Here is a 24,148-nt window from a genome sequence, read left to right on the forward strand (position 1 = left end):
TTAGTTGGCCTCCTCGACTTCATAACGATAGTCTTCAATCACTGTATTTGTTAGTAGTTTTTCACACATTTCTTTAATTAACGTATCCATGTCGCGCTCTTTTGGTTCGATTTGTAGCTCTAAGTATTTACCGATTCGTACATCTGCTACTTCCTCGTACCCCATGTTATGTAGGGAACCTTGTACTGCCGAGCCTTGTGGATCAAGAATGCTTTCACGAAGTGTTACATAAACTTTTACTTTTTTCATTTTGTAAATCCTCCTAGACGAGATAATATGATTTCGTATACTTCTGTTAAACTTCCTAAATTACGGCGAAACACGTCTTTATCTAAGTGTTGCTTTGTTTCTTCATCCCATAGACGACATGTATCTGGTGAAATTTCATCTGCTAATAGTACAGTGCCTTGTTCATCGCGACCAAATTCTAATTTAAAGTCAACGAGCGTTACACCGATTTCATGGAAAAATGGTTGTAACACAGCGTTTACTTCTAAGCCTTTTTGATAAAGTGTTTCCACTTCTTCTGGTGTTGCAATTTCTAAAATATCAATATGTTCTGTTGTAATGAACGGGTCTCCTAATGCGTCATCTTTGTAGTAATACTCAACGATTGGACGTTTTAGTTTTGTACCTTCTTCAATTCCTAATCGCGTTGCTAAACTACCTGCTGCAATATTGCGTACAACTAATTCAATTGGAATAATCTCAACTTTTTTCACCAATTGTTCTGTATCGGAAATTTGACGGATAAAGTGTGATGGAATACCTGCTGCATGAAGTTTTTCAAAAATAAGTGATGTAATCTTATTATTTAAAACACCTTTACCAGCAATTTCTTCTTTCTTTTCTCCGTTGAAAGCTGTTGCGCTGTCTTTATAAGCTACAAACAATACATTTTCCTCATTTGTCGCATATAATCTTTTCGCTTTACCTTCATACAATAGTTGACCTTTTTCCACGTTCATTCCCCCGGTAAATAATTTTAAGTATTGCGTTTTTTTGAAATATTAAAACTTTTAAAAGTTCATCCATTCCTTTCCCATCAACGAATTGAACCGTTGATGAGATGGAATGAAATAGGTTGTTTAGTTTAAGCCTAATCTTTCAAAAATCATGTCTACATTTTTCAAATGATAGTTATAATCGAAGCAGTCTTCAATTTCAGCAGGTGATAGTAATGAAGAAATTTTTTCATTCTCTTCTACTAACGGACGGAATTGAATTTGTTCATCCCAAGAACGAGCTGTTAATGGTTGAACTGTATCATATGCTTCTTCACGAGATAGACCTTTTTCAATTAACGCAAGTAACACACGTTGTGAGTAAATTAAACCAAATGTACGTGTCATGTTACGCTTCATGTTTTCTGGGAATACTGTTAAGTTTTTCACGATGTTACCAAAACGATTTAGCATATAGTTTAGTGCAATCGTTGTATCTGGAATAATGACACGTTCTGCTGATGAGTGTGAAATATCGCGTTCATGCCATAAAGGAACATTTTCAAATGCAGTTACCATATGACCACGTACTAAACGTGCCATACCAACCATATTTTCTGAACCGATTGGATTACGTTTATGTGGCATTGCTGAAGAACCTTTTTGTCCTTTTGCAAACCCTTCTTCCACTTCACGTGTTTCAGATTTTTGTAAGCCGCGAATTTCTGTTGCAAACTTCTCGATTGATGTTGCGATTAGTGCAAGCACTGAGAAATATTCTGCATGACGATCACGTTGTAATGTTTGTGTTGAAATCGGTGCAGGTGTTAAACCTAATTTTTCACATACATATGCTTCTACGAATGGATCGATATTTGCATACGTTCCAACTGCGCCTGAAATTTTACCTGCTTCAATCGTTTTAGCAGCTGCTTCAAAACGAACTTGGTTACGACGCATTTCTTCTAACCAAAGTGCTAGTTTTAAACCAAAAGTTGTTGGCTCTGCATGCACACCATGTGTACGTCCCATGCAAACCGTCATTTTATGTTCTTTTGCTTTTTCAGTGATAATATCAATAAAATTTTGAATATCTTTACGGATAATATCGTTAGCTTGTTTAATTTGGTAAGAAAGAGCTGTATCAACGACATCTGTTGAAGTTAAACCGTAATGTACCCATTTACGTTCCTCACCTAATGTTTCTGATACTGCACGTGTAAATGCAACAACATCATGACGTGTTTCTTTTTCGATTTCTAAAATACGATCGATTTCAAACGATGCATTTTCGCGTAATTTTTGAACATCTTCTTTTGGAATAATCCCTAACTCTGCCCAAGCTTCACATGCTAGAATTTCTACTTCTAACCATGCTTGATAGCGATTTTCCTCTGTCCAGATAGCTCCCATTTCAGGTCGTGTATAACGTGCGATCATAAATAAAGTCTCCTTCTACTCTGCCCATATACCAGAGTTCTTGATTTCGTCTAGGGTATGATTTACATCATCCGTCATTATTGTAACATGCCCCATCTTTCGATTGTTCTTTGCTTCTTGTTTTCCGTAAAGATGAATGGACCAATCAGGGTATTTTGAGATTGAATTCGTTACAGGTACGACATGTTGCCCTAAGATATTCACCATAATCGATGGACTCCATAATTCTGGTTTACGTAATGGCCAGCCGCAAATGGCACGAATATGTTGATGGAACTGCGAAATATTACATGCTTCAATTGAATAATGACCTGAGTTATGAGGTCGCGGTGCTAATTCATTAATCAAAATTTCTCCTGACGCTAATACAAACATTTCAACAGCAAGTGTTCCTACTAAATTCAGTTCATCTGCAATTTTCTCAGCAGCCTCTATTGCTAATTTTTCGGTACTTTGTGTAATACGTGCTGGCACGATTGTTTCATGCAGAATATGATTCACATGAATATTTTCACCAACTGGTAAGCAATATGTTTCACCATGTACATTACGTTGTACGATAACTGAAATCTCCATTTCAAATGGAATAAATGCTTCTGCCACACAAGCTGAATGTGTGAATAAGTCTTTTGCTAGCGATAAATCTTCAGCTGTCTTTACAATTTGCTGGCCCTTACCGTCATAACCTCCGCGTGCTGTTTTCACAACACAAGGATAACCAACTTGCTCAATTTTCTGCTCTAACTCTTGAAAATTGCGAGCTGTAATATAAGGTGCTACTGGTGTTTCTGCATTCGTTAAGGCAGCTTTTTCTAAAATACGATCTTGCGTCGTTTGTACAAGTTCTGCCCCCTGTGGTACGTACGCAATCTCTGTTAATCTTTTTAATCCTGCATAATCAATATTCTCAAATTCATATGTAATCACATCACTGACTTCAGCTAACTCTTCTAAAGCAGCTTCATCATCATATGGTGCTACGATACGAATATCAGCAATTTGACCACAAGGTGAGTCCATTGCGGGTTCTAATACCGCAATTTTAAATCCTGCTTCTTTTGCAGCAATGGCCATCATTCTTCCCAATTGTCCACCGCCAATGATGCCGATTGTTTGTCCTGGAAATATGATTTTACTCACTTAGGTCACCTGTGCTTTCTATTGCTTTCATTTTCATTGCTTGTCTTCTTGTTTCTAATTTTTCTGCGATTTCTACATCTGTAATTGATAGAATCTGCGCGGCGAGTAATCCTGCGTTCGTCGCACCTGCTTTACCAATTGCTACAGTTGCTACAGGTACGCCGCCTGGCATTTGTACAATTGATAATAATGAATCAAGACCATTTAACGCACGTGACTGCACAGGTACACCAATAACTGGTAACGTCGTTTTTGCTGCAACCATTCCTGGTAGATGTGCGGCACCACCAGCACCTGCAATAATTACTTGAATTCCTCTTGCTCTTGCTTCTTCTGCATATTCAAACATTAAATCTGGTGTTCTATGTGCAGAAACAACTTTTTTCTCGTAATCTAACTCTAATTCTTCTAAAATATCGCAGGCATGTTTCATTGTTTCCCAATCGCTTGAACTGCCCATAATAACGCCAATTTTCGGATTCATTTTTTATACGCCCCTTTGAACAAATAAAAAACCCCTAAAGTAACGCGCTCTCCACCATAGTCATATGACTACGTGCGAAAAGCAGCTACTTAAGGGGTTCAAATATACAAATGTTCGTATTTACAAAACATTTAAGCAATATTTGTAATATCCTAAAGTCTTGTTGCTTCCCGCATAGTCCGACATTACGGTGCCGGGTAGAGACGCTAGAGCCTATTCTCTAGCATATATGTGGGATTTGTTGTTTTCATGTACATTGTAACAATGCAAAGCAAACAAGTCAACAAGGATGCGAACTATTTATGAAATAAATTATTTTATCGTTCGTGTTTTTATTCTTCTATTTTTAAACCTTTAAACTGAATGAGCTGTCGAACAGGTACAGGTTCACCATTTTGCATCTCAAATAATGGTTCTTCTCTACGTCCTACCGGCATATAGCCTTCTTGTCGCATACGCTCTAAGCATGCTTCAATTGTTTCTGTTTCCTGAACTTCATACCAAACTGTTTTCTTTCCCAAAGTGACACTTCCTTATATAATGTTTAAGTTTCTCCATTATATAAGAGTTGGAATCTTTTGTGCAACCTTACTATCGATTGCTGCTTGCATCACTGCTTGTGCGACATCATCTGTAACATCTGTTTCAAAAACATTTGGAATAACAATACCACGCTCAATTTGTTCAGCTGTCACTAATTCTGAAATGGCTTTTACAGCAGCCATCTTCATCTCATCATTAATATCTGTCGTTTGTACTGCTAGAGCACCTTTGAAGATACCTGGGAAAGCTAGCATATTATTCACTTGGTTTGGATAGTCTGAGCGCCCTGTCGCAATCACACGTACGCCCCACTCCATCGCGTGTTCATAAGTGATTTCAGGATTTGGATTCGCTAATGCAAAAACAATCGGATCTTGATTCATTGACTGAATCATTGCCTCCGTTAGAACATTTGCAACCGATACACCAATAAAGATATCTGCACCAACTAAAGCGTCTGCTAATGTACCCTCTTGATGTTCTGCACTGCTTAGATTTGCCATATATTCTTTTTCGGTATTCATACCATATGGACGACCTTTATAAATGATTCCTTTTGAGTCACATGCCGTTACATGCTGATACCCCATTGTAAGTAACAGCTTCATCACTGCCACCCCAGCAGCACCTGCACCATTAATAACAACTTTTACATTTTCTTTTTGTTTGCCAACAACTTTTAACGCATTACGTAAACCTGCTGATACAACGATAGCTGTACCATGTTGATCATCATGGAATACAGGAATATCACATTCTTTTCTTAAACGATCTTCAATTTCAAAACAGCGTGGTGCTGAAATATCTTCTAAATTAATCGCACCAAATGTCGGGGCGATATTTTTAACAATCATCACAATCTCATCAACATCTTTTGTGTCTAAACAAATTGGCATCGCATCTACGCCAGCTAATTGCTGAAGTAATAAAGCTTTCCCCTCCATTACAGGCATTGCCGCTTTTGGACCGATATCTCCCAAACCAAGTACTGCTGTACCATCTGATACAACACCAACTAAATTCCCTTTCATCGTATAGTCATATACTTTTTTAGGATTTTGTTGAATGGCTAAACATGGTTCTGCTACTCCCGGTGAATACACCAAACTTAATTCTTTCGAAGACTTCACCTCAATTTTGGGTTGTAGCTTCATTTTACCTCTTAAATTCTCATGTAGTTCTAAAGACTCTCTGCTCAACTTTGCATTACTCATCTCAATTTCCTCCTTCGCTCGAAAAAAAACCGTATCTTCTCGAATGTTCATTATTTCCGTTTCATAGTTCCATATCATATGCGATAGATTTCAAGCTTTCAAGAAAAAGGATATTTCGTTCACTATTTTGTAATATTTCACATTTGCTCACATTTTCACAAATACTTTTCATTTGCTTTTTACTTTTGTGATTAAGTGAGCAAGCGTTTTATACGCTTTTTTATTATATTTGTGAATTTTTTAACATACTTTTGTGATTATTTTCACATATAAATAAATTAGGTATTATTACTTATTTTTATTTTTCACAAACTTTTGAAGAAAGCTAATTTAAAAACATTTGATTTTCATTTTTATTTCAGATATAATATGAAAATTTTTATTATCCGATATTTTCATGTTATTTCTAACTCTTTCTATAAAAGCCCTATGTGCGCTTTTAATAGTCATAAGGTAAATAATACTCTAGAAGATATAAAATGCCTTACAACTTATATAAATAAGCTTTTAAACTACATCATATATATTAAAAGAACTTAAAACAAAAATATTTTAAACACAAATAATCCTGTATGGTTTTCTAAAAACCATACAGGATTATTTAGATCAATTTCCACTTTAAAAAACGAATAAAGAGATACAAGAGCAAAAGCAACCTTTCTAAATGAATGTCGTGCTCTTTGGCAATCCTCCTTGAATCTTTTCAGGGTTTCCCCCTTTTTAGAACATAAAAAAATAACCACTCAGATGAGTGATTACTTTAGTTTGCATAGCAACGTCCTACTCTCACAGGCGCGTCGCTGGATGCGATGCGGATTGCCTTTGCCTTGTACATGGATGTAGATGGATCGCCTTTGCGACAGGACGTCGCGTTTTTGGCGATCTGGACGTCGCGCTCTTTGGCAATCCTCCTTGAATCTTTTCAGGGTTTTCCCCTTTTGAAACACAAAAAAAGTAACCACTCAAACGAGTGATTACCTTAGCTTGCATAGCAACGTCCTACTCTCACAGGCGCGTCGCTGGATGCGATGCGGATTGCCTTTGCCTTGTACATGGATGTAGATGGATCGCCTTTGCGACAGGACGTCGCGTTTTTGGCGATCTGGACGTCGCGCTCTTTGGCAATCCTCCTTGAATCTTTTCAGGGTTTTCCCCTTTTGAAACACAAAAAAAGTAACCACTCAAACGAGTGATTACTTTAGTTTGCATAGCAACGTCCTACTCTCACAGGGGGAAACCCCCAACTACCATCGGCGCTAAAGAGCTTAACTTCCGTGTTCGGCATGGGAACGGGTGTGACCTCTTTGCCATCGTCACTACACGATGAAAGATTGTTCTTTCAAAACTGGATAAACGGTTCATTGAAATACACAATTGTTTTGGTTAAGTCCTCGATCGATTAGTATTCGTCAGCTCCATATGTCACCATACTTCCACCTCGAACCTATCTACCTTGTCGTCTTCAAGGGATCTTACTTACTTGCGTAATGGGAAATCTCATCTTGAGGGGGCTTCATGCTTAGATGCTTTCAGCACTTATCCCGTCCATACATAGCTACCCAGCGATGCCTTTGGCAAGACAACTGGTACACCAGTGGTATGTCCATCCCGGTCCTCTCGTACTAAGGACAGCTCCTCTCAAATTTCCTACGCCCACGACGGATAGGGACCGAACTGTCTCACGACGTTCTGAACCCAGCTCGCGTACCGCTTTAATGGGCGAACAGCCCAACCCTTGGGACCGACTACAGCCCCAGGATGCGATGAGCCGACATCGAGGTGCCAAACCTCCCCGTCGATGTGGACTCTTGGGGGAGATAAGCCTGTTATCCCCGGGGTAGCTTTTATCCGTTGAGCGATGGCCCTTCCATGCGGAACCACCGGATCACTAAGCCCGTCTTTCGACCCTGCTCGACTTGTAGGTCTCGCAGTCAAGCTCCCTTGTGCCTTTACACTCTGCGAATGATTTCCAACCATTCTGAGGGAACCTTTGGGCGCCTCCGTTACCTTTTAGGAGGCGACCGCCCCAGTCAAACTGTCCACCTGACACTGTCTCCTACCCCGATGAGGGGTAAGGGTTAGAAGTTCAATACATTTAGGGTAGTATCCCAACAACGCCTCCTCCGAAGCTGGCGCTCCGGTCTCTCTGGCTCCTACCTATCCTGTACAAAATGTACCAAAATTCAATATCAAGTTACAGTAAAGCTCCACGGGGTCTTTCCGTCCTGTCGCGGGTAACCTGCATCTTCACAGGTACTATAATTTCACCGAGTCTCTCGTTGAGACAGTGCCCAGATCGTTACGCCTTTCGTGCGGGTCGGAACTTACCCGACAAGGAATTTCGCTACCTTAGGACCGTTATAGTTACGGCCGCCGTTTACTGGGGCTTCAATTCTCAGCTTCGCTTGCGCTAACCAATCCTCTTAACCTTCCAGCACCGGGCAGGCGTCAGCCCCTATACGTCATCTTACGATTTTGCAGAGACCTGTGTTTTTGCTAAACAGTCGCCTGGGCCTATTCACTGCGGCTCTCTCGGGCTTGCACCCTACTAGAGCACCCCTTCTCCCGAAGTTACGGGGTCATTTTGCCGAGTTCCTTAACGAGAGTTCTCTCGCTCACCTTAGGATTCTCTCCTCGACTACCTGTGTCGGTTTGCGGTACGGGCACCTATCTACCTCGCTAGAGGCTTTTCTTGGCAGTGTGAAATCAGGAACTTCGTCATAATTGACTCGCCATCACAGCTCAATGTTACAGGAAGCGGATTTGCCTACTTCCACACCTTACTGCTTGGACGTGCATAACCAACAGCACGCTTACCCTATCCTACTGCGTCCCCCCATCACTCAAATGGTAGATTGGTGGTACAGGAATATCAACCTGTTATCCATCGCCTACGCCTATCGGCCTCGGCTTAGGTCCCGACTAACCCTGAGCGGACGAGCCTTCCTCAGGAAACCTTAGTCATTCGGTGGACAGGATTCTCACCTGTCTTTCGCTACTCATACCGGCATTCTCACTTCTAAGCGCTCCACCAGTCCTTACGATCTGACTTCACAGCACTTAGAACGCTCTCCTACCACGGACATCTAAGATGTCCATCCACAGCTTCGGTGAATCGTTTAGCCCCGATACATTTTCGGCGCAGCGTCACTCGACCAGTGAGCTATTACGCACTCTTTAAATGGTGGCTGCTTCTAAGCCAACATCCTGGTTGTCTAAGCAACGTCACATCCTTTTCCACTTAACGATTACTTTGGGACCTTAGCTGGTGGTCTGGGCTGTTTCCCTTTTGACTACGGATCTTATCACTCGCAGTCTGACTCCCGTGTATAAATCATTGGCATTCGGAGTTTGTCTGAATTCGGTAATCCGGGATGGACCCCTAGTCCAAACAGTGCTCTACCTCCAAGATTCTTAAACACGAGGCTAGCCCTAAAGCTATTTCGGAGAGAACCAGCTATCTCCAGGTTCGATTGGAATTTCTCCGCTACCCACACCTCATCCCCGCACTTTTCAACGTACGTGGGTTCGGTCCTCCAGTAAGTGTTACCTTACCTTCAACCTGGACATGGGTAGATCACCTGGTTTCGGGTCTACAACCACATACTCATTCGCCCTATTCAGACTCGCTTTCGCTACGGCTCCGTCTTTTCAACTTAACCTTGCATGTAATCGTAACTCGCCGGTTCATTCTACAAAAGGCACGCTATCACCCATTAACAGGCTCTAACTACTTGTAGGCACATGGTTTCAGGATCTCTTTCACTCCCCTCCCGGGGTGCTTTTCACCTTTCCCTCACGGTACTGGTTCACTATCGGTCACTAGAGAGTATTTAGCCTTGGGAGATGGTCCTCCCAGATTCCGACGGAATTTCACGTGTTCCGCCGTACTCAGGATCCACTCTGGAGGGAATGAACTTTCAACTACGGGACTGTTACCCTCTATGGTAGGCCTTTCCAAGCCGCTTCATTTAACTCATTCCTTTGTAACTCCGTGTAGAGTGTCCTACAACCCCAAGAAGCAAGCTTCTTGGTTTGGGCTCTTCCCGTTTCGCTCGCCGCTACTAAGGGAATCGAATTTTCTTTCTCTTCCTTCAGGTACTTAGATGTTTCAGTTCCCTGAGTCTGCCATCAAAACGCTATGAATTCACGTTAGGATACTGTTCGATTAAAAACAGTGGGTTCCCCCATTCGGAAATCTCCGGATCAAAGCTTACTTACAGCTCCCCGAAGCATATCGGTGTTAGTGCCGTCCTTCATCGGCTTCTAGTGCCAAGGCATTCGCCATGCGCCCTTAATAACTTAACCTAATTAATTCCAATCTGCTGCGTAATACTTTGTCAGCTACACTTGTTCGAATGCTCATGTACGTATGTACACTCCGCTTCTCACTACGTTTGCTTTCGCGTCTTACTTGCATCTTGAAATAATTTTCACATAAGTTATTAAGCCTAAAAAATTAAAACTTAATAATTCAAAATCTATAAAAGAAATTTGTGTTTGTGTTACTTTCAATGTCGTTTTATCCAGTTTTCAAAGAACAAGTTTTACTCTGCGACGAGTAATCGCAGGAGCAAGTTTGAAGATCATTTGCATGAGCCTTCAAAACTAAACAGCAAGTAAGATAATCTGTAGAAGACCAAAGGTCTTTTCCGTTATATTCCTTAGAAAGGAGGTGATCCAGCCGCACCTTCCGATACGGCTACCTTGTTACGACTTCACCCCAATCATCTATCCCACCTTAGGCGGCTGGCTCCTTACGGTTACCCCACCGACTTCGGGTGTTACAAACTCTCGTGGTGTGACGGGCGGTGTGTACAAGGCCCGGGAACGTATTCACCGCGGCATGCTGATCCGCGATTACTAGCGATTCCGGCTTCATGCAGGCGAGTTGCAGCCTACAATCCGAACTGAGAACGATTTTATGAGATTAGCTTACCCTCGCGAGTTTGCGACTCTTTGTATCGTCCATTGTAGCACGTGTGTAGCCCAGGTCATAAGGGGCATGATGATTTGACGTCATCCCCACCTTCCTCCGGTTTGTCACCGGCAGTCTCCTTAGAGTGCCCAACTAAATGATGGCAACTAAGAATAAGGGTTGCGCTCGTTGCGGGACTTAACCCAACATCTCACGACACGAGCTGACGACAACCATGCACCACCTGTCACCAATGTCCCCGAAGGGAAAATCCTATCTCTAGAACGGTCATTGGGATGTCAAGACCTGGTAAGGTTCTTCGCGTTGCTTCGAATTAAACCACATGCTCCACCGCTTGTGCGGGCCCCCGTCAATTCCTTTGAGTTTCAACCTTGCGGTCGTACTCCCCAGGCGGAGTGCTTAATGCGTTAGCTGCAGCACTAAGGGGCGGAAACCCCTAACACTTAGCACTCATCGTTTACGGCGTGGACTACCAGGGTATCTAATCCTGTTTGCTCCCCACGCTTTCGCGCCTCAGTGTCAGTTACAGACCAGACAGTCGCCTTCGCCACTGGTGTTCCTCCAAATCTCTACGCATTTCACCGCTACACTTGGAATTCCACTATCCTCTTCTGCACTCAAGTTCCCCAGTTTCCAATGACCCTCCACGGTTGAGCCGTGGGCTTTCACATCAGACTTAAGAAACCACCTGCGCGCGCTTTACGCCCAATAAATCCGGACAACGCTTGCCACCTACGTATTACCGCGGCTGCTGGCACGTAGTTAGCCGTGGCTTTCTAATAAGGTACCGTCAAGGTACGTTCATTTCCTAACGTACTTGTTCTTCCCTTACAACAGAGTTTTACGATCCGAAAACCTTCATCACTCACGCGGCGTTGCTCCATCAGACTTTCGTCCATTGTGGAAGATTCCCTACTGCTGCCTCCCGTAGGAGTTTGGGCCGTGTCTCAGTCCCAATGTGGCCGATCACCCTCTCAGGTCGGCTATGCATCGTTGCCTTGGTAGGCCGTTACCCCACCAACTAGCTAATGCACCGCGGGCCCATCCTACAGTGACGCCGAAGCGCCTTTCAACTTCAAAACATGTGATTCGAAGGATTATCCGGTATTAGCCCAGGTTTCCCTGAGTTATCCCGATCTGTAGGGCAGGTTGCCCACGTGTTACTCACCCGTCCGCCGCTAAATCAGAGAAGCAAGCTTCTCGTCATTCGCTCGACTTGCATGTATTAGGCACGCCGCCAGCGTTCGTCCTGAGCCAGGATCAAACTCTCCATAAAAGTAGTTTGAAAGCTCATTTGCTTTGCTAGCGTTATCTTTTGATAACAATTGCTTATTCACTTAACGTGATAAGACTTGTTTGTGATTATCTTCTTGCTTGTTTAGTTTTCAAGGTTCATGTTGCTTCGTCGTTTTCTTGTGACGACTTAAAATATCTTACCACATCTTCATTCAAGTTGTCAACAACTTTTTTAAAAATGTTTTTTAGTTATTTAAAGCGTCTTTGTTAGCGACTCTTAATATTATAAACGGTTGTTATTTATAAGTCAACAACTTTTTTTAAAAGTGAATTTCTTAAACATTACTGTTTGAAAAGCACTTGTATTACTATACCTCTATAACGAATAACTGTCAACAATTTATTTCAAATAAAAAAAGCTATTTAATTGATTCTTTTCTAAGAAGCAACCAAATAGCTTTGTTGTTTAATTATCGTACCCAGATGAAGTAACTTAGGAAGACAAAGAATAAGATGTACATAATCCAGTGAACTTCTTTACGACGACCTGCTAATAACATTGTTAATGGATAGAAGATGAAACCAACCGCAATACCTGAGGCAATACTATAACCTAAAGGCATCATTAGCATTGTTAAGAATGCTGGTACAGCAATTTCGAATTGATCCCACTCAATATTTTTCAATGAACTTACCATTAGAATACCTACAATAACTAGTGCTGGTGCTGTTACTGCCGATGTGATTACATCGAGTACTGGGAAAAAGAATAGTGATACTGCGAATAACGCTGCTGTTACTACTGCTGCAAAACCAGAACGCGCTCCTGCTGCCACACCTGCTGTTGACTCTACATAAGCAGTTGTTGTTGATGTACCCAATACTGAACCTACTGTTGTACCTAATGCATCTGCCATTAATGCACGACCTGCACGTGGTAACTTATTATTTTTCACAAGACCTGCTTTATCTGCTACAGCCATCAATGTACCAGCTGTATCAAAGAAGTCTACAAATAAGAATGTTAAAACAACTACTAAGAATTGAATATTTAATAGTGACGAGAAGTCATGTAAAATCGGATCAAGTGCAACACCGAACGTTGGTGCGATACTTGGAATTGATGATACAACTGATTTTGGAACTTCGATTACGCCAGCAATCATACCAATGATTGTTGAAACAATAATTGTAATAAAGATTGCTCCTGGAACTTTTTTAACCATTAAGATGACTGCAATGACAATTCCAACAACTGCAAGAAGTGTGTCACCTTTTGTAAAATCACCTAATGTAACAATCGTGTCTTTGTCTGCAACGACGATTCCCGCACCTTTTAAACCAACGAATGTAATGAATAAACCAATACCAGCTGATACTGCATATTTTAATTGAACTGGAATGGCATTAATAATTGTTTCACGAATGCCTGTTAATGAAAGAAGAATAAAAATAATACCTGAGAAGAATACACCTGTTAAACCTGTTTGCCATGGAATACCATATGCTCCTACTACAGCGAAAGCAAAGAATGCATTTAATCCCATACCTGGTGCTAATGCGATTGGATACTTCGCTAAAATACCCATAATAAGCGAACCGACAATCGCTGCTAATGCTGTTGCGACGAATACAGCTCCTTTATCAATTCCAGCTGCGGCTAAAATATTTGGGTTAACCGCCAATATGTATGCCATCGCTAAGAATGTTGTAACTCCACCAATGATCTCTCGGCGATAATTCGTGCCAAGTTCTTCAAATTGGAAATACTTTTTCATGATTAAATCCTCCGAATGTCGTCAAAAATAAAAAGTGCACAACTTTTAACAGTCGTACACTTACGATTCTATGTATCCATAGTATGAATAGAATGATCTATTCAATCGTAGTCAAGTCATTTACGGTAACTTGGTAGAAACTTCTGAGCCTTATTCTCAGTTTTATACGACGACGTTATTTAATTTACATTCATAATATAGCACTGTATTTTTCAATTTGCAATACTTTTTACGAACATTTTCAATAACTAATTAATAATAGTTCGTGAATAAAGTGTTTTCTGTCACTGTAAATCTCTTTATCTATAAAACGAATATCAAATTTTGTTATCTACTCAATTCGAATACCTAATAAAGAGGCTAATATTAATGCCTGTTCCATATTGACACGACAACCTTTCAAACGTTCTAAATCAACAGTCAAATGTGTGAATTGTGAAGATCGTAAATCAAGTGTAGTTAAATCTGTTTGCTGCATCTGTAAACCTGACAAGCGACATTGTTCAAATTGTAAAAATTGATGTGTCACTGCATAGAAATCAGATTGTTCCAAATCACATTGATTAAATAATACATGCTTTAACTTTGTTTCATTAAATAACGAAAAATTCATTTTGCACGATTCAAATGTTACGTCCCCCAAACTTGACCCTTGAAAAATCGTTCCAACTAATTTGCAACGTTCAAATACAACTCGGTGAATCGAAGACTTTGAAAAATCTACATTGGATAAGTCACAATTTTCAAATCGAACATCTAAAGCATTTAATCTTTTAATGGAACTATTATTCAAACGACAATCTCGTATGATGACTTGTACAAAGCGAAGGTCGCAAGCTTCGTCTTCTTCGAAGTTAATACTCTCTATTAAACACTGCTCTGCTTCCCACTCTTCTTGCGCCAAGATACGATCCCATGTTGTCTCTGTTAAATGTTGTGGTAATTTTGGTTCATTCATCTTATCATCCTCTCCTTTCTTATCACTTTACACTAAAAAAGAGGAACCGCAATTGCAGTCCCTCTTTAATTCACTGTTTTAAAAAATCTTAGTACCAGCCGTTTGCTAACCAGAATTGTTTTGCTTTTTCCCATGAACCATAACGTTGTTTCACATAGTTATCCGCTACACGTTCTTGGTTTGCTGGTGAGTAGTCACCGTTTAGGTAAGATTTATCTAATTGGTATTTACCAATATATTTACCTGTTGCGCTTCGTGCATCATATGAGTTGCTTGATTCCTTTTGTGCAATCCAAGCTTTCGCTGAAGATGATGAACCTTGATAAGATGATGCATTACTTACTTTTTGTGTTGTTTGTGCTTTTTGTGTTGATTGGTATGATTTTGTTTGTGTTTGCGCTTGTTGTTTTTGTTGTACTGGCGCTTTGTAAGTTGTTTGTTGCTTTTGTTGAGATGGTGCTTTATATGTTGATGATTGTTGTACTTGTTGTACTTGTTGTTTTTGAACAGGTTGAGCTGTTTTTCTTACTGTTGTTGTACCATCAGGGATTACTAATGTTGTTCCTACATGGATTAAATTTGGATTTGAAATTCCATTTGCTGAAGCGATACTTGATACGAATGAATAGTCTTTACCAAATTTTTGAGAGATACCTGATAATGTATCACCCGATTGTACTTTATATGAAGTGTGCGCACTAGCATCTGCTCCTGCTGCAAAACCTGCAACACCAACTGCTACTGTTGTACCTAACACTAACGTTTTTAATGATTTCATAATATTCATTTCCACCTTTTGTTTAATTTTTATATTTGTTCTCTCTATTATGTTCTTGCTGATTTTTAATATTTTTTTGCTCCTTCTCTGAAGCTGATAATAGATTAACATGATTTTTTATTACAAAAGTTACAGAAATATCACAGCTAAATGACCAACATGTATTAAAAGTTATATAAAGAACTGAATTAATTATTAAAATAATATATCATTATTATGATATAAGACCTAAAAACATTAGAATGTTGATATGACTTTGTTTTTACAATAAATTATAGGCTATTTTATTTTTCAATTTATCTAAGCAACATAATAAGAAAAAAGATAAAAATAGATGCAGATTTTTTTGTTATAGTGGATTTAATGAATAAAAAGGAGATTTTTTAGCTTATGAATCAACAACAGACACCACTTTACACCGCACTTATTCAACACAATGCGAAGCAGCCGATTAGTTTTCATGTGCCTGGACATAAAAATGGTATGCTCTTCCCTTCTTTTGCAAAATCTATCTATGAGACACTGCTAAAAATGGATGCAACCGAAATTACAGGACTTGATGATTTACATGATGCAGAGGGATGTATTGAAGAAGCACAGTCATTACTGAGTGAATTGTACAAAACAGAAGCAAGCTATTTTTTAGTAAATGGTTCAACGGTGGGAAACTTAGCGATGATTTTAGCGACATGTCAGCAAGGCGATACCGTTCTTGTTCAGCGTAATTGCCATCAATCGATTTTGAATGGATTAGAACTTGCAGGAGCAGAACCTATCTTTTTAACTCCAGCTTTTCATGAAGATGGACAAATTCCTACCTTATTAACAAAGAAAGTTGTTGAGCGAGCGATTCAACTTTCCCCAGAAGCGAAAGCCATCATTCTGACGTATCCAAGTTATTATGGATTTTCGGATGCGATTGAAGATGTAATTCATGTTGCAAAAGAAGCAGGGCTTTTCGTTTTAGTCGATGAGGCGCATGGAGCTCACTTTCAATTAGAAGGTTTTCCAAAAAGTTCACTATCATTCGGCGCAGATATCGTTGTTCATTCAGCGCACAAAACGTTACCTGCGATGACGATGGGGTCATATCTTCACATCGGAACAGAACGTATTAACAAACAATCAGTTGAACGCTACCTTCGTATGCTCCAATCAAGTAGCCCTTCTTATCCGATTATGGCTTCACTTGATTTAGCTCGTTATTATTTAGCCAATTTACAAGATGTACAGGCAATTTTAGAAAATATCCAAGAATTCCGTCAGTCTCTACAAAAGATTGAAGGTATTCGTGTTTTAGAAGCATCTTCACTCGATCCATTAAAAGTAACGATTCAATCAACAACAGGATTAAGCGGTTATGCACTACAAGCTCTTTTTGAACAACAAGGTATTTTCTCTGAACTAGCTGATCCTTTTAATGTATTATTCGTACTTCCACTGGCAGTAACAGATTATACTGATACGTTGCAACGAATGAAAAGCTATTCATTTGAAAAAGGCAAGCCACTTCAAAAAGAAAAAAACATATATATAGAAGAAACTCAAAAATTAGCACGATCTTTTCATGAATTAAAGGGTGAAACATACTATGTAACATTTCAACATGCTGCCGGAAAAATAAGTGCTGAACTCGTTACTCCATATCCCCCTGGTATTCCACTCATTATGAAAGGTGAATGCATTACACAACAGCACATTGAAACTATTCAGCGTTACCAACAGCTAGGAAGTCGCTTTCATGGTGGTAGTAAATTAGCATCTCAACAACTACTTGTATATCAATAAAAAAGAGGAGCCGCATGTGATTGCGTCTCCTCTTTCTCATCATTAGTTTAAGTTACCAGGTACAGTTTTCATGATACGACCTGATTTTACGTTTTTCACAGGTTTTGTTGCTGGACGTAATACGCGCATTCGTCTCACCTCCTCTCAAATCCATTCGAACAATTATTGCTCTACTGTTTGTAAGCTGTTCTTCCAAACAAGATTCAATACTTTTTTAATGTTCTTTTTCTCTGAAGGACATGGACGTTCGCCTGATACGACACGGTACCATGGGCAGTGATTCCCTTGACACGCTGGACGGAAGAAGCAAGATTGACATACTGTATCTGTTTCTTCACCTGATAGTAACCAAGAAGCAATTTTATCGTAGTCTAAATCCATCGTACCGTCTGCTTGAATTTTACCTACTTTATTTACTTCTTCATCTAAAACCGTTGTACATTTATACAATTGACCGTCTGAACCGATAACCATCGCGTTCGGTTTTGCTGCATAACATACTGCTGCTGTCGGATTCAATGCACCTTCAACCATGTTACTCATCGCAAGACCTTTATCCATCGCTGTTTCTGTGAACTCCCAGATTTTCTTATTCGCTGTAATATGCGTACAAGTTGGAATTTCTTCATCGTTCGGACCACCCCAACGACCAACAGGACGGAAGAATACGCCAAAACGTGAATCATTCGCAAAGTGCTCTTTTAAGAAATCAATTAGGTGTTCTGTTTCACGTAAGTTATCTTCATCAAAGTTAATACGGATTGTCATATTGAAGTCGCCTTCTACATCACGTAATGATTGTAAGTTCTCAACGATTTTTTCAAACGTTCCTTGCCCACCAATCATATGACGACGCGCATCATGCACTGCTTGAACACCATCAATTGTCACCATGTATTGTGATACATTCCATGATAGTAACTTTTCAAATGTTTCACGATTTAAAAAGTAACCGTTCGTTACCACGTCTGCTGAATAATCAATATTATGTTGCTCTGCTTGTGCCATGAATTCTTTCGATAACTCTTCGATAATTCCTAACTCTAATAGCGGCTCTCCACCGAACCAACTAATGTGTAAGTTATCTAGTGTACCCGCGCGCTCTTTTACTAAAGCTTTCACACCTGCTTTTGTTTCGTCTGTCATCTTACCTTTTGCAAATGACTCATAGCAATAACGGCAACGGAAATTACATTGCTCTGTTGTCATTAAGATTAAGTGCAGCATATCTGTACGGTGCATCGTTTGGTGTAATAAATCAGCACGTTTTAACTCATCTACTGTATCTTTTACGATAAAACCATTGTCGAATAAAGCTTGCTTTACTTCTGTATCAAGCGCTGGTGATCCTTGACGCTTTAGTGCTGTTAATACTTCTTCACGTTCTTTTTCGTCAAAATTAACGATGGCGCCTGTGTAACTGTTGTAGACAATTACGCCGCCGTCTTCTGTTTTTGTTAATGCATTAAATTTCGATGGAATGTATTTTACTTGTTCCATGTCTGTTCCCCCTCAAAAATCAATCTTTGTACATCCGATAGATGTCATCTTCTCAAACCTTTTTGAAACAGAAAAAAAGGATTGTCCCTTCTATAAACGCGCAGTATTCGCCTTACTGCGTGTTTATACGAAAGACAGTCCTTTAAGTAGAAATAATCGTCATGCTTTTGAATATGGACTTCTGCCCACAAGCAGAAAGACCTGTCCTACCTATTTTGTTCACGACAAAATAGAAGGTAGCAACAGTTGTCTGCTCAATTCTCCCTCATGCGATTATTTCGATTCTGTTGTTGGTGGCTTAGAAGTAACATCTTCTTGTACACGTAATGCGCATTCGACTTCGCCAGAAATACGTGTCATAACAAATGCAATGGTTGTACCGATTGTTTTCGTGTTCGCATTATTTCGCATACAGCTTCCCTCACAACTTTTTTTATCAATCATTCGTCCGTTTAGCTAGCCCATACATGTATGCGCTAGTGATTGAGTTTATTTTACAAGGGATTTCCGCTTTATGTCAATGTTCTATTTTATGTCCATTTCGGAACAAGTCGAATATAAATTAATTCAAAGACCAATTCACAAACCGTTTGCGTCAGAATAATCGTCATTGCTAAACTTTGCATCACAGGTGGCAAAGCAAATGTTAATGGTAAGACAGCTAATGAATTACGTGTAAAACCACTAAAAATTAATGCTCGTTCTGCTGGCTTTTTCAAACGATATAACCGTGCAATCATGACAGATAAGATTGGCATAATCACTATGAATGCAATATAAATCGGAATCACTGCGAAAATTTCTTCCTTCATATTTGCCATGCGTTGTACTTGGGGCGCGACAATCACAAAAATTGTCAAAGCCATCGTCGGCACAGGTAACCATGCAGAGGCTTGTTGAATCTTACGAATGGGTGAATCGAATCGCAAACAATATTGGATGGTTACTGCCACAAATAGTGGTAATACGAAAATCCATAAGAATGATGTGAGGAACGGTTTCCACTGCATGAGCGCAAGAGCTTCACTTCCAACAAAGAACCATAATTCAAACGGCAAAATGATGAGCTGAAGAATAAGTAAAAAAGGTGTCGCAAATAACATCTGTTTAGCATCACCCTGACCAAGTGCCGTAAATACGATGACATAGTCTACACATGGCGCAAGTAATACGAGATAAACAGCTAGTCGTAAAGTAGGTTCAGTCGGTAAGAACGTAACGAGCCCGTAGACCACAAGCGGTACAACGATAAAATTCACCGCAAAAAGTGCAAAGAAAAAACGTAAATTCACACGGAAATCATACTTCGTAAAGAATGGAATTTGTGAAAACATACTGTACAGTAAGATAGCTAAAACAAATGGAATCCACTGCTCTAATAAGCTACTACTCGTTTGAAAAAAGTAACCATAGATGAATGCAACTCCTAATACAATAAAATAAAAAGTAGCTTGTCTCTCTTCTAATCTTTCACGCATCGAATTCTCTCCTTTCTTCATGTTATAGTGAACACATACTTATTCATTGTGACGGAGGGATGCAAAGTGCGCAACCTCCAACTTCAGTACATTCTTTAGCACAGACCATTATTTTCTTTTTCCAAACAGATGATTTACAATAAAGAAAAGTAGCTTGGTTTCGGGGGTGGGACGATGTTTTATTTAGATGAGTCAGGCACAATTTCAAAGAATAAGCCACACGCTAGTAATATGCGTGATGTGTATTTCATCATTTGCTTCGTGCATACTCACGACCCTGAACAATTGAAAAAAGTATATCGTCGCACGATGAAAAAATTACGTCGTACATTTGCTGACTATTTTGCAACGCATGTACGCAATCCACGCGAACCAAAAGGCTCTGAACTCACACCGATTATGAAACACTATTTCATTTCGGAACTCATTCAAAAAACGGATATTACTGTATCCTATGTTGTGATTGATAATCGCCATGTAAAAGATGTCTTTCGAGAAAATGATGCACGTACATTTAATTTTTTCGTGAAGTATTTACTTCAATTAAAAGAGTTAGACGCACGCGATCAAGAACACTTACATCTAAATATTGATAACCGAAATGTGTCACTCATGAATATGCATCAATTAGAGGAATATCTTGCGACGGAACTTGTTTTAACAGAAAAAGTAAGACATGTGCAAGTCGAGTATTTAGACTCACGTGATAGCTACGGAGTTCGTACAGCCGACCTGTTTGCGAACTTACTCTATCAACGACTACGCTATCGTCGTAATCAGTTTCCAGACTATCACTTACAAGATCGCATACGAAAAAAATCACCCATTCATCCCGATTCACTCGAATGGGTATTCCAACAATTTAAAGCGAGCGGACGACTTCAGAATTATTTTTACATCCCTACGCAAAAAAATTGACGCTTACTTTTCGCGGTGCTACTATAGATTTAGGCGTACAAGTAAATCCTGAATTTACGCAATTATGTCGAAAGACGACTGTAAGCTGTCTCTGTTTGGCAGCCGTACTCAGGTCAGTATGCCTTGAATTAAATACACGCGACATTTTGTCGTCACATAGAAGAACCCCTGATTTTAAAAAAATCAGGGGTTTTGTTTTATATAAAAAGCTAATCTTTATTCTGTTATTTCTTCGAATTCACCCGCATACATCATAATCGTACCGAGTAAATCATTAAAAACTGTCGCATGAACGGTATACACACCACGTTCATCATCATAACCATCTTCAACAATCGCTTGTCCTTTGAAAAAAGAAGGAAGTGGCACGAGTCCAAATAAGTGCTGGGCATTCGTACGTGTAATGAGTTTGCCCTCTTTTGAAACATTCAATAATAAATTCGAACGCATCATCGCAGGTTTTCCGAGTAAATCGTAAGCTGTATTCGTATTCAAATCAATACGTGTTGTCGAGTTGAACGCACGTGTTTTCTTTGGAAAATAAAAATTACGCGACCAATTCATATCGACAATACCATTCCCCTGATCCACCGTTTCGTACATCATATCAAATGGCACATTCGACCCCTGCTCTGGAAATAAAAAATCCATCAACGGCGCTGCATAGTAAAAAGGCAACAGTAACGGACTCCCATGTTTCACCGTCGACATCACCCCTTTTGCGCGGAATGTTTCACCAGGAGCTGTATGGTAGCGGTGTTGTAACATCGGATGCAATCGTTCAAAATCCTCACTGAGTAATTGTTTATAGACAGACATAGATTAGCCTCCTTTCTATAATGATTCCCGATTTAGTTGAAAACATACTATGAGAGTATACGCTCAACTAAATCTCTGGAATGAGATGAATCGCTAAAATATGACGCTGTACAATATGAAGCTTTACACTGTTATTATAATATGAATGGAGGGGGAAATATAGTTTGGGCGGTTGCTAACTACACATAGTATTATTTAAAATAAATTGAAAAAAATTTCAAATATAAAAAGAAGTCTATTCATATTCAAAATATGAAAAATCTACTTCTTTAATTACTATTTTCTTTTTTACAGTTACTCCTACACTATATTCAATCATATATTTTGCTAATTGTTGCCCATCTATTAAGATTATTTTTTTATAAGGAATTGTTTGTAAATACTTCTTTGCACCCTCAGAAAAAGAAGAAGTAGTTATCATAACACCTTTAGAACCTTTTCCTTCTAATGCCCCAACAAACCCCATTACATCTGGTCTACATACATTTTTTGTCCATCTTTTCGCTTGAACGTATATATTTTCTAGTCCTAATTTATCTTCTTTAATAATTCCATCTAAACCTTCATCGTTAGTTCCTCTAGTTACTTTACCTGCTCCATAACCCATTGCAACTAATAATTCAACAACTATATTTTCAAAATGTACCCAAGTCACTTTTGTTAATTTTTCTAATACTTCCATAACTAATTCATCATCATAGTCTAGCAAATGTTCTTCAATAACCTGAATATGATTTACGACTTGTTCTAATTCTTCAAGTTCTTCTTCTTGTTCAGGAATACTTTCATTAAGAAGTTCAATACCCTCATCTGTTATTTGATATGTAAATTTTTTCACTTCTTCAATATAACCTTGTTTTTGTAATGTAAATCTAGTATGTCTCATTCTGCTAACAAAAATTGTTTCCTTACTATCAGGATAAGAAAAATCTTTTTGTATTTCACTTAAAGAAAAATACTCTGCAACCCCTTTATTTAACGTGGATGCAATATATAAGTCATTATCTGACATAACTTTTAAAATAGGTATAGCTAACTCTTTTGAAGTGGGCAAAGTCGATAAAATACTCTCATCTAATGTGCGTACACTACTTATTTCTTCTAATAATTTTTCAAATTCCATATCACTTGTTGGTAAACCATGAGAATAAAATAAAGCTGAGATTTCTTTACTTGAAAGCCCATTGTCACTTAAACCTTTTACATACTGCATTGTTTTTAAAGATTGTTTATGGTATAACTTTTTCTTTCCTTTAAATTCATAAGGAAAGTATTCTTGTAGTTCTTTTATTTTCCTTCTTCCATTTGATTCAGACCATCCAACACTAAAAGATAACTCAGTTTGATTCATCATACTGCTATCCCCTTTTCATATTTATTCCTATGTTATTAAGGATTGTATAATAGATAAATTTAATATTATCCATACTATATTATAGCATTATAAAAGCTTTAATTACCTTAATATTACATTAATATAAATTATTATAATTTCTCATAACTTCAATTTTTCTTCTCCTCCCACATCATAAAAAGCCTACACCTCTTGCGAGGTATAGGCTTTATTGAAGTTTTTGTGCTCCTGCGGTGCTTACGCATCCTCGTCGCAAACATCAACTTCGCTTACGCGAAAAATTTCTGCGGGGCTTCGCTTTTACTTCTTCTCTCGCATCATAAAAAGCCTACACCTCTTGCGAGGTATAGGCTTTATTGAAGTTTTTGTGCTCCTGCGGTGCTTACGCATCCTCGTCGCAAACATCAACTTCGCTTACGCGAAAAATTTCTGCGGGGCTTCGCTCTTACTTCTTCTCTCGCATCATAAAAAGCCTACACCTCTTGCGAGGTATAGGCTTTACTCGAGTTTTTGTGCTCCTGCGGTGCTTACGCATCCTCGTCGCAAACATCAACTTCGCTTGCGCGAAAAATTTCTGCGGGGCTTCGCTCTTACTTCTTCTCTCGCATCATAAAAAGCCTACACCTCTTGCGAGGTATAGGCTTTACTCGAGTTTTTGTGCTCCTGCGGTGCTTACGCATCCTCGTCGCAAACATCAACTTCGCTTGCGCGAAAAATTTCTGCGGGGCTTCGCTCTTACTTCTTCTCTCGCATCATAAAAAGCCTACACCTCTTGCGAGGTATAGGCTTTACTCGAGTTTTTGTGCTCCTGCGGTGCTTACGCATCCTCGTCGCAAA

General features: G+C 39.3%; 17 protein-coding genes, 3 rRNA genes and 2 riboswitches. Of the genes, 2 read left to right on the forward strand and 18 right to left on the reverse strand.

The window, feature by feature from the left end:
• From purS to apf, 13 genes are all read right to left on the reverse strand, one after another.
• The gene (gene purS, locus QN089_RS12980; protein ID WP_068450744.1) at nt 1–249 is read right to left on the reverse strand and encodes a phosphoribosylformylglycinamidine synthase subunit PurS; all 249 of its coding nucleotides are present in this window, start codon (nt 247–249) and stop codon (nt 1–3) included.
• A complete protein-coding gene (gene purC / locus QN089_RS12985) occupies nt 246–962 on the reverse strand; it encodes a phosphoribosylaminoimidazolesuccinocarboxamide synthase (RefSeq protein WP_068450742.1) in 717 nt (238 codons plus the stop codon). The genes purS and purC overlap by 4 nt, the downstream gene beginning before the upstream one ends.
• Before the next feature lie 126 nt (nt 963–1,088).
• Complete coding sequence (gene purB / locus QN089_RS12990) at nt 1,089–2,384, reverse strand: adenylosuccinate lyase (RefSeq protein ID WP_087682261.1); 1,296 nt, start codon at nt 2,382–2,384, stop codon at nt 1,089–1,091.
• A 15-nt stretch (nt 2,385–2,399) separates the two neighbouring features.
• Nucleotides 2,400–3,524, reverse strand: coding sequence for a 5-(carboxyamino)imidazole ribonucleotide synthase (gene purK / locus QN089_RS12995; RefSeq protein ID WP_285215472.1), 1,125 nt, complete (start codon nt 3,522–3,524; stop codon nt 2,400–2,402).
• Nucleotides 3,517–4,008 carry a 5-(carboxyamino)imidazole ribonucleotide mutase gene (gene purE, locus QN089_RS13000; RefSeq protein ID WP_068450736.1) on the reverse strand — a complete coding sequence of 164 codons (492 nt, stop codon included), beginning with the start codon at nt 4,006–4,008 and terminating at the stop codon, nt 3,517–3,519. Before purE ends, purK begins: the two co-directional genes overlap by 8 nt.
• 155 nt (nt 4,009–4,163) lie before the next feature.
• Nucleotides 4,164–4,261: riboswitch (purine riboswitch) on the reverse strand.
• Between the two features lie 79 nt (nt 4,262–4,340).
• Complete coding sequence (locus tag QN089_RS13005; RefSeq protein ID WP_087682262.1) at nt 4,341–4,529, reverse strand: NETI motif-containing protein; 189 nt, start codon at nt 4,527–4,529, stop codon at nt 4,341–4,343.
• Between the two features lie 36 nt (nt 4,530–4,565).
• Complete coding sequence (locus QN089_RS13010) at nt 4,566–5,765, reverse strand: NAD(P)-dependent malic enzyme (protein WP_285215473.1); 1,200 nt, start codon at nt 5,763–5,765, stop codon at nt 4,566–4,568.
• 1,205 nt (nt 5,766–6,970) lie between these two features.
• Nucleotides 6,971–7,086: ribosomal RNA gene (gene rrf / locus QN089_RS13015) — 5S ribosomal RNA — on the reverse strand.
• 58 nt (nt 7,087–7,144) lie between these two features.
• A 23S ribosomal RNA gene (locus QN089_RS13020) occupies nt 7,145–10,073 on the reverse strand.
• Between the two features lie 360 nt (nt 10,074–10,433).
• Nucleotides 10,434–11,980: ribosomal RNA gene (locus tag QN089_RS13025) — 16S ribosomal RNA — on the reverse strand.
• The 16S, 23S and 5S rRNA genes sit together here, the layout of an rRNA operon.
• 430 nt (nt 11,981–12,410) lie before the next feature.
• The gene (locus tag QN089_RS13030; RefSeq protein ID WP_285215474.1) at nt 12,411–13,718 is read right to left on the reverse strand and encodes an NCS2 family permease; all 1,308 of its coding nucleotides are present in this window, start codon (nt 13,716–13,718) and stop codon (nt 12,411–12,413) included.
• Between the two features lie 88 nt (nt 13,719–13,806).
• Nucleotides 13,807–13,908, reverse strand: a riboswitch (purine riboswitch).
• 141 nt (nt 13,909–14,049) lie between these two features.
• Nucleotides 14,050–14,676, reverse strand: coding sequence for a pentapeptide repeat-containing protein (locus QN089_RS13035; protein ID WP_087680576.1), 627 nt, complete (start codon nt 14,674–14,676; stop codon nt 14,050–14,052).
• An 88-nt stretch (nt 14,677–14,764) separates the two neighbouring features.
• Entirely contained in the window at nt 14,765–15,454 is a 690-nt protein-coding gene (gene apf, locus QN089_RS13040; RefSeq protein ID WP_285215475.1) for an aggregation-promoting factor, read from the reverse strand.
• A 390-nt stretch (nt 15,455–15,844) separates the two neighbouring features.
• On the opposite strand from apf, the gene QN089_RS13045 reads away from it, so the two are divergent.
• Nucleotides 15,845–17,242: an aminotransferase class I/II-fold pyridoxal phosphate-dependent enzyme gene (locus QN089_RS13045; protein ID WP_285215476.1), complete on the forward strand. Its 1,398-nt coding sequence runs from the start codon at nt 15,845–15,847 to the stop codon at nt 17,240–17,242.
• A gap of 162 nt (nt 17,243–17,404) precedes the next feature.
• Here QN089_RS13045 and QN089_RS13050 read toward each other — a convergent pair whose 3' ends face one another.
• From QN089_RS13050 to QN089_RS13060, 3 genes are all read right to left on the reverse strand, one after another.
• Nucleotides 17,405–18,742: a radical SAM/SPASM domain-containing protein gene (locus QN089_RS13050; RefSeq protein ID WP_068450716.1), complete on the reverse strand. Its 1,338-nt coding sequence runs from the start codon at nt 18,740–18,742 to the stop codon at nt 17,405–17,407.
• Between the two features lie 273 nt (nt 18,743–19,015).
• Entirely contained in the window at nt 19,016–19,153 is a 138-nt protein-coding gene (locus tag QN089_RS13055) for a hypothetical protein (protein WP_165442702.1), read from the reverse strand.
• A 119-nt stretch (nt 19,154–19,272) separates the two neighbouring features.
• A complete protein-coding gene (locus QN089_RS13060; protein ID WP_285215477.1) occupies nt 19,273–20,220 on the reverse strand; it encodes an arsenic resistance protein in 948 nt (315 codons plus the stop codon).
• Between the two features lie 174 nt (nt 20,221–20,394).
• Here QN089_RS13060 and QN089_RS13065 point away from each other — a divergent pair, with 174 nt between their 5' ends.
• Nucleotides 20,395–21,138 carry a DUF3800 domain-containing protein gene (locus QN089_RS13065; protein WP_087680581.1) on the forward strand — a complete coding sequence of 248 codons (744 nt, stop codon included), beginning with the start codon at nt 20,395–20,397 and terminating at the stop codon, nt 21,136–21,138.
• A 216-nt stretch (nt 21,139–21,354) separates the two neighbouring features.
• On the opposite strand, the gene QN089_RS13070 is transcribed toward QN089_RS13065, so the two are convergent.
• Together QN089_RS13070 and QN089_RS13075 are read right to left on the reverse strand one after the other, a co-directional pair.
• Entirely contained in the window at nt 21,355–21,957 is a 603-nt protein-coding gene (locus QN089_RS13070; protein ID WP_285215478.1) for a DUF4166 domain-containing protein, read from the reverse strand.
• 235 nt (nt 21,958–22,192) lie between these two features.
• Nucleotides 22,193–23,311 (reverse strand): restriction endonuclease, encoded by a 1,119-nt coding sequence (locus QN089_RS13075; RefSeq protein ID WP_285215479.1) that lies wholly within the window; start codon nt 23,309–23,311, stop codon nt 22,193–22,195.
• Nucleotides 23,312–24,148 lie beyond the last annotated feature (837 nt).

This window comes from Kurthia sp. YJT4 (assembly GCF_030219945.1).
GTDB classification, from domain to species: domain Bacteria; phylum Bacillota; class Bacilli; order Bacillales_A; family Planococcaceae; genus Kurthia; species Kurthia gibsonii.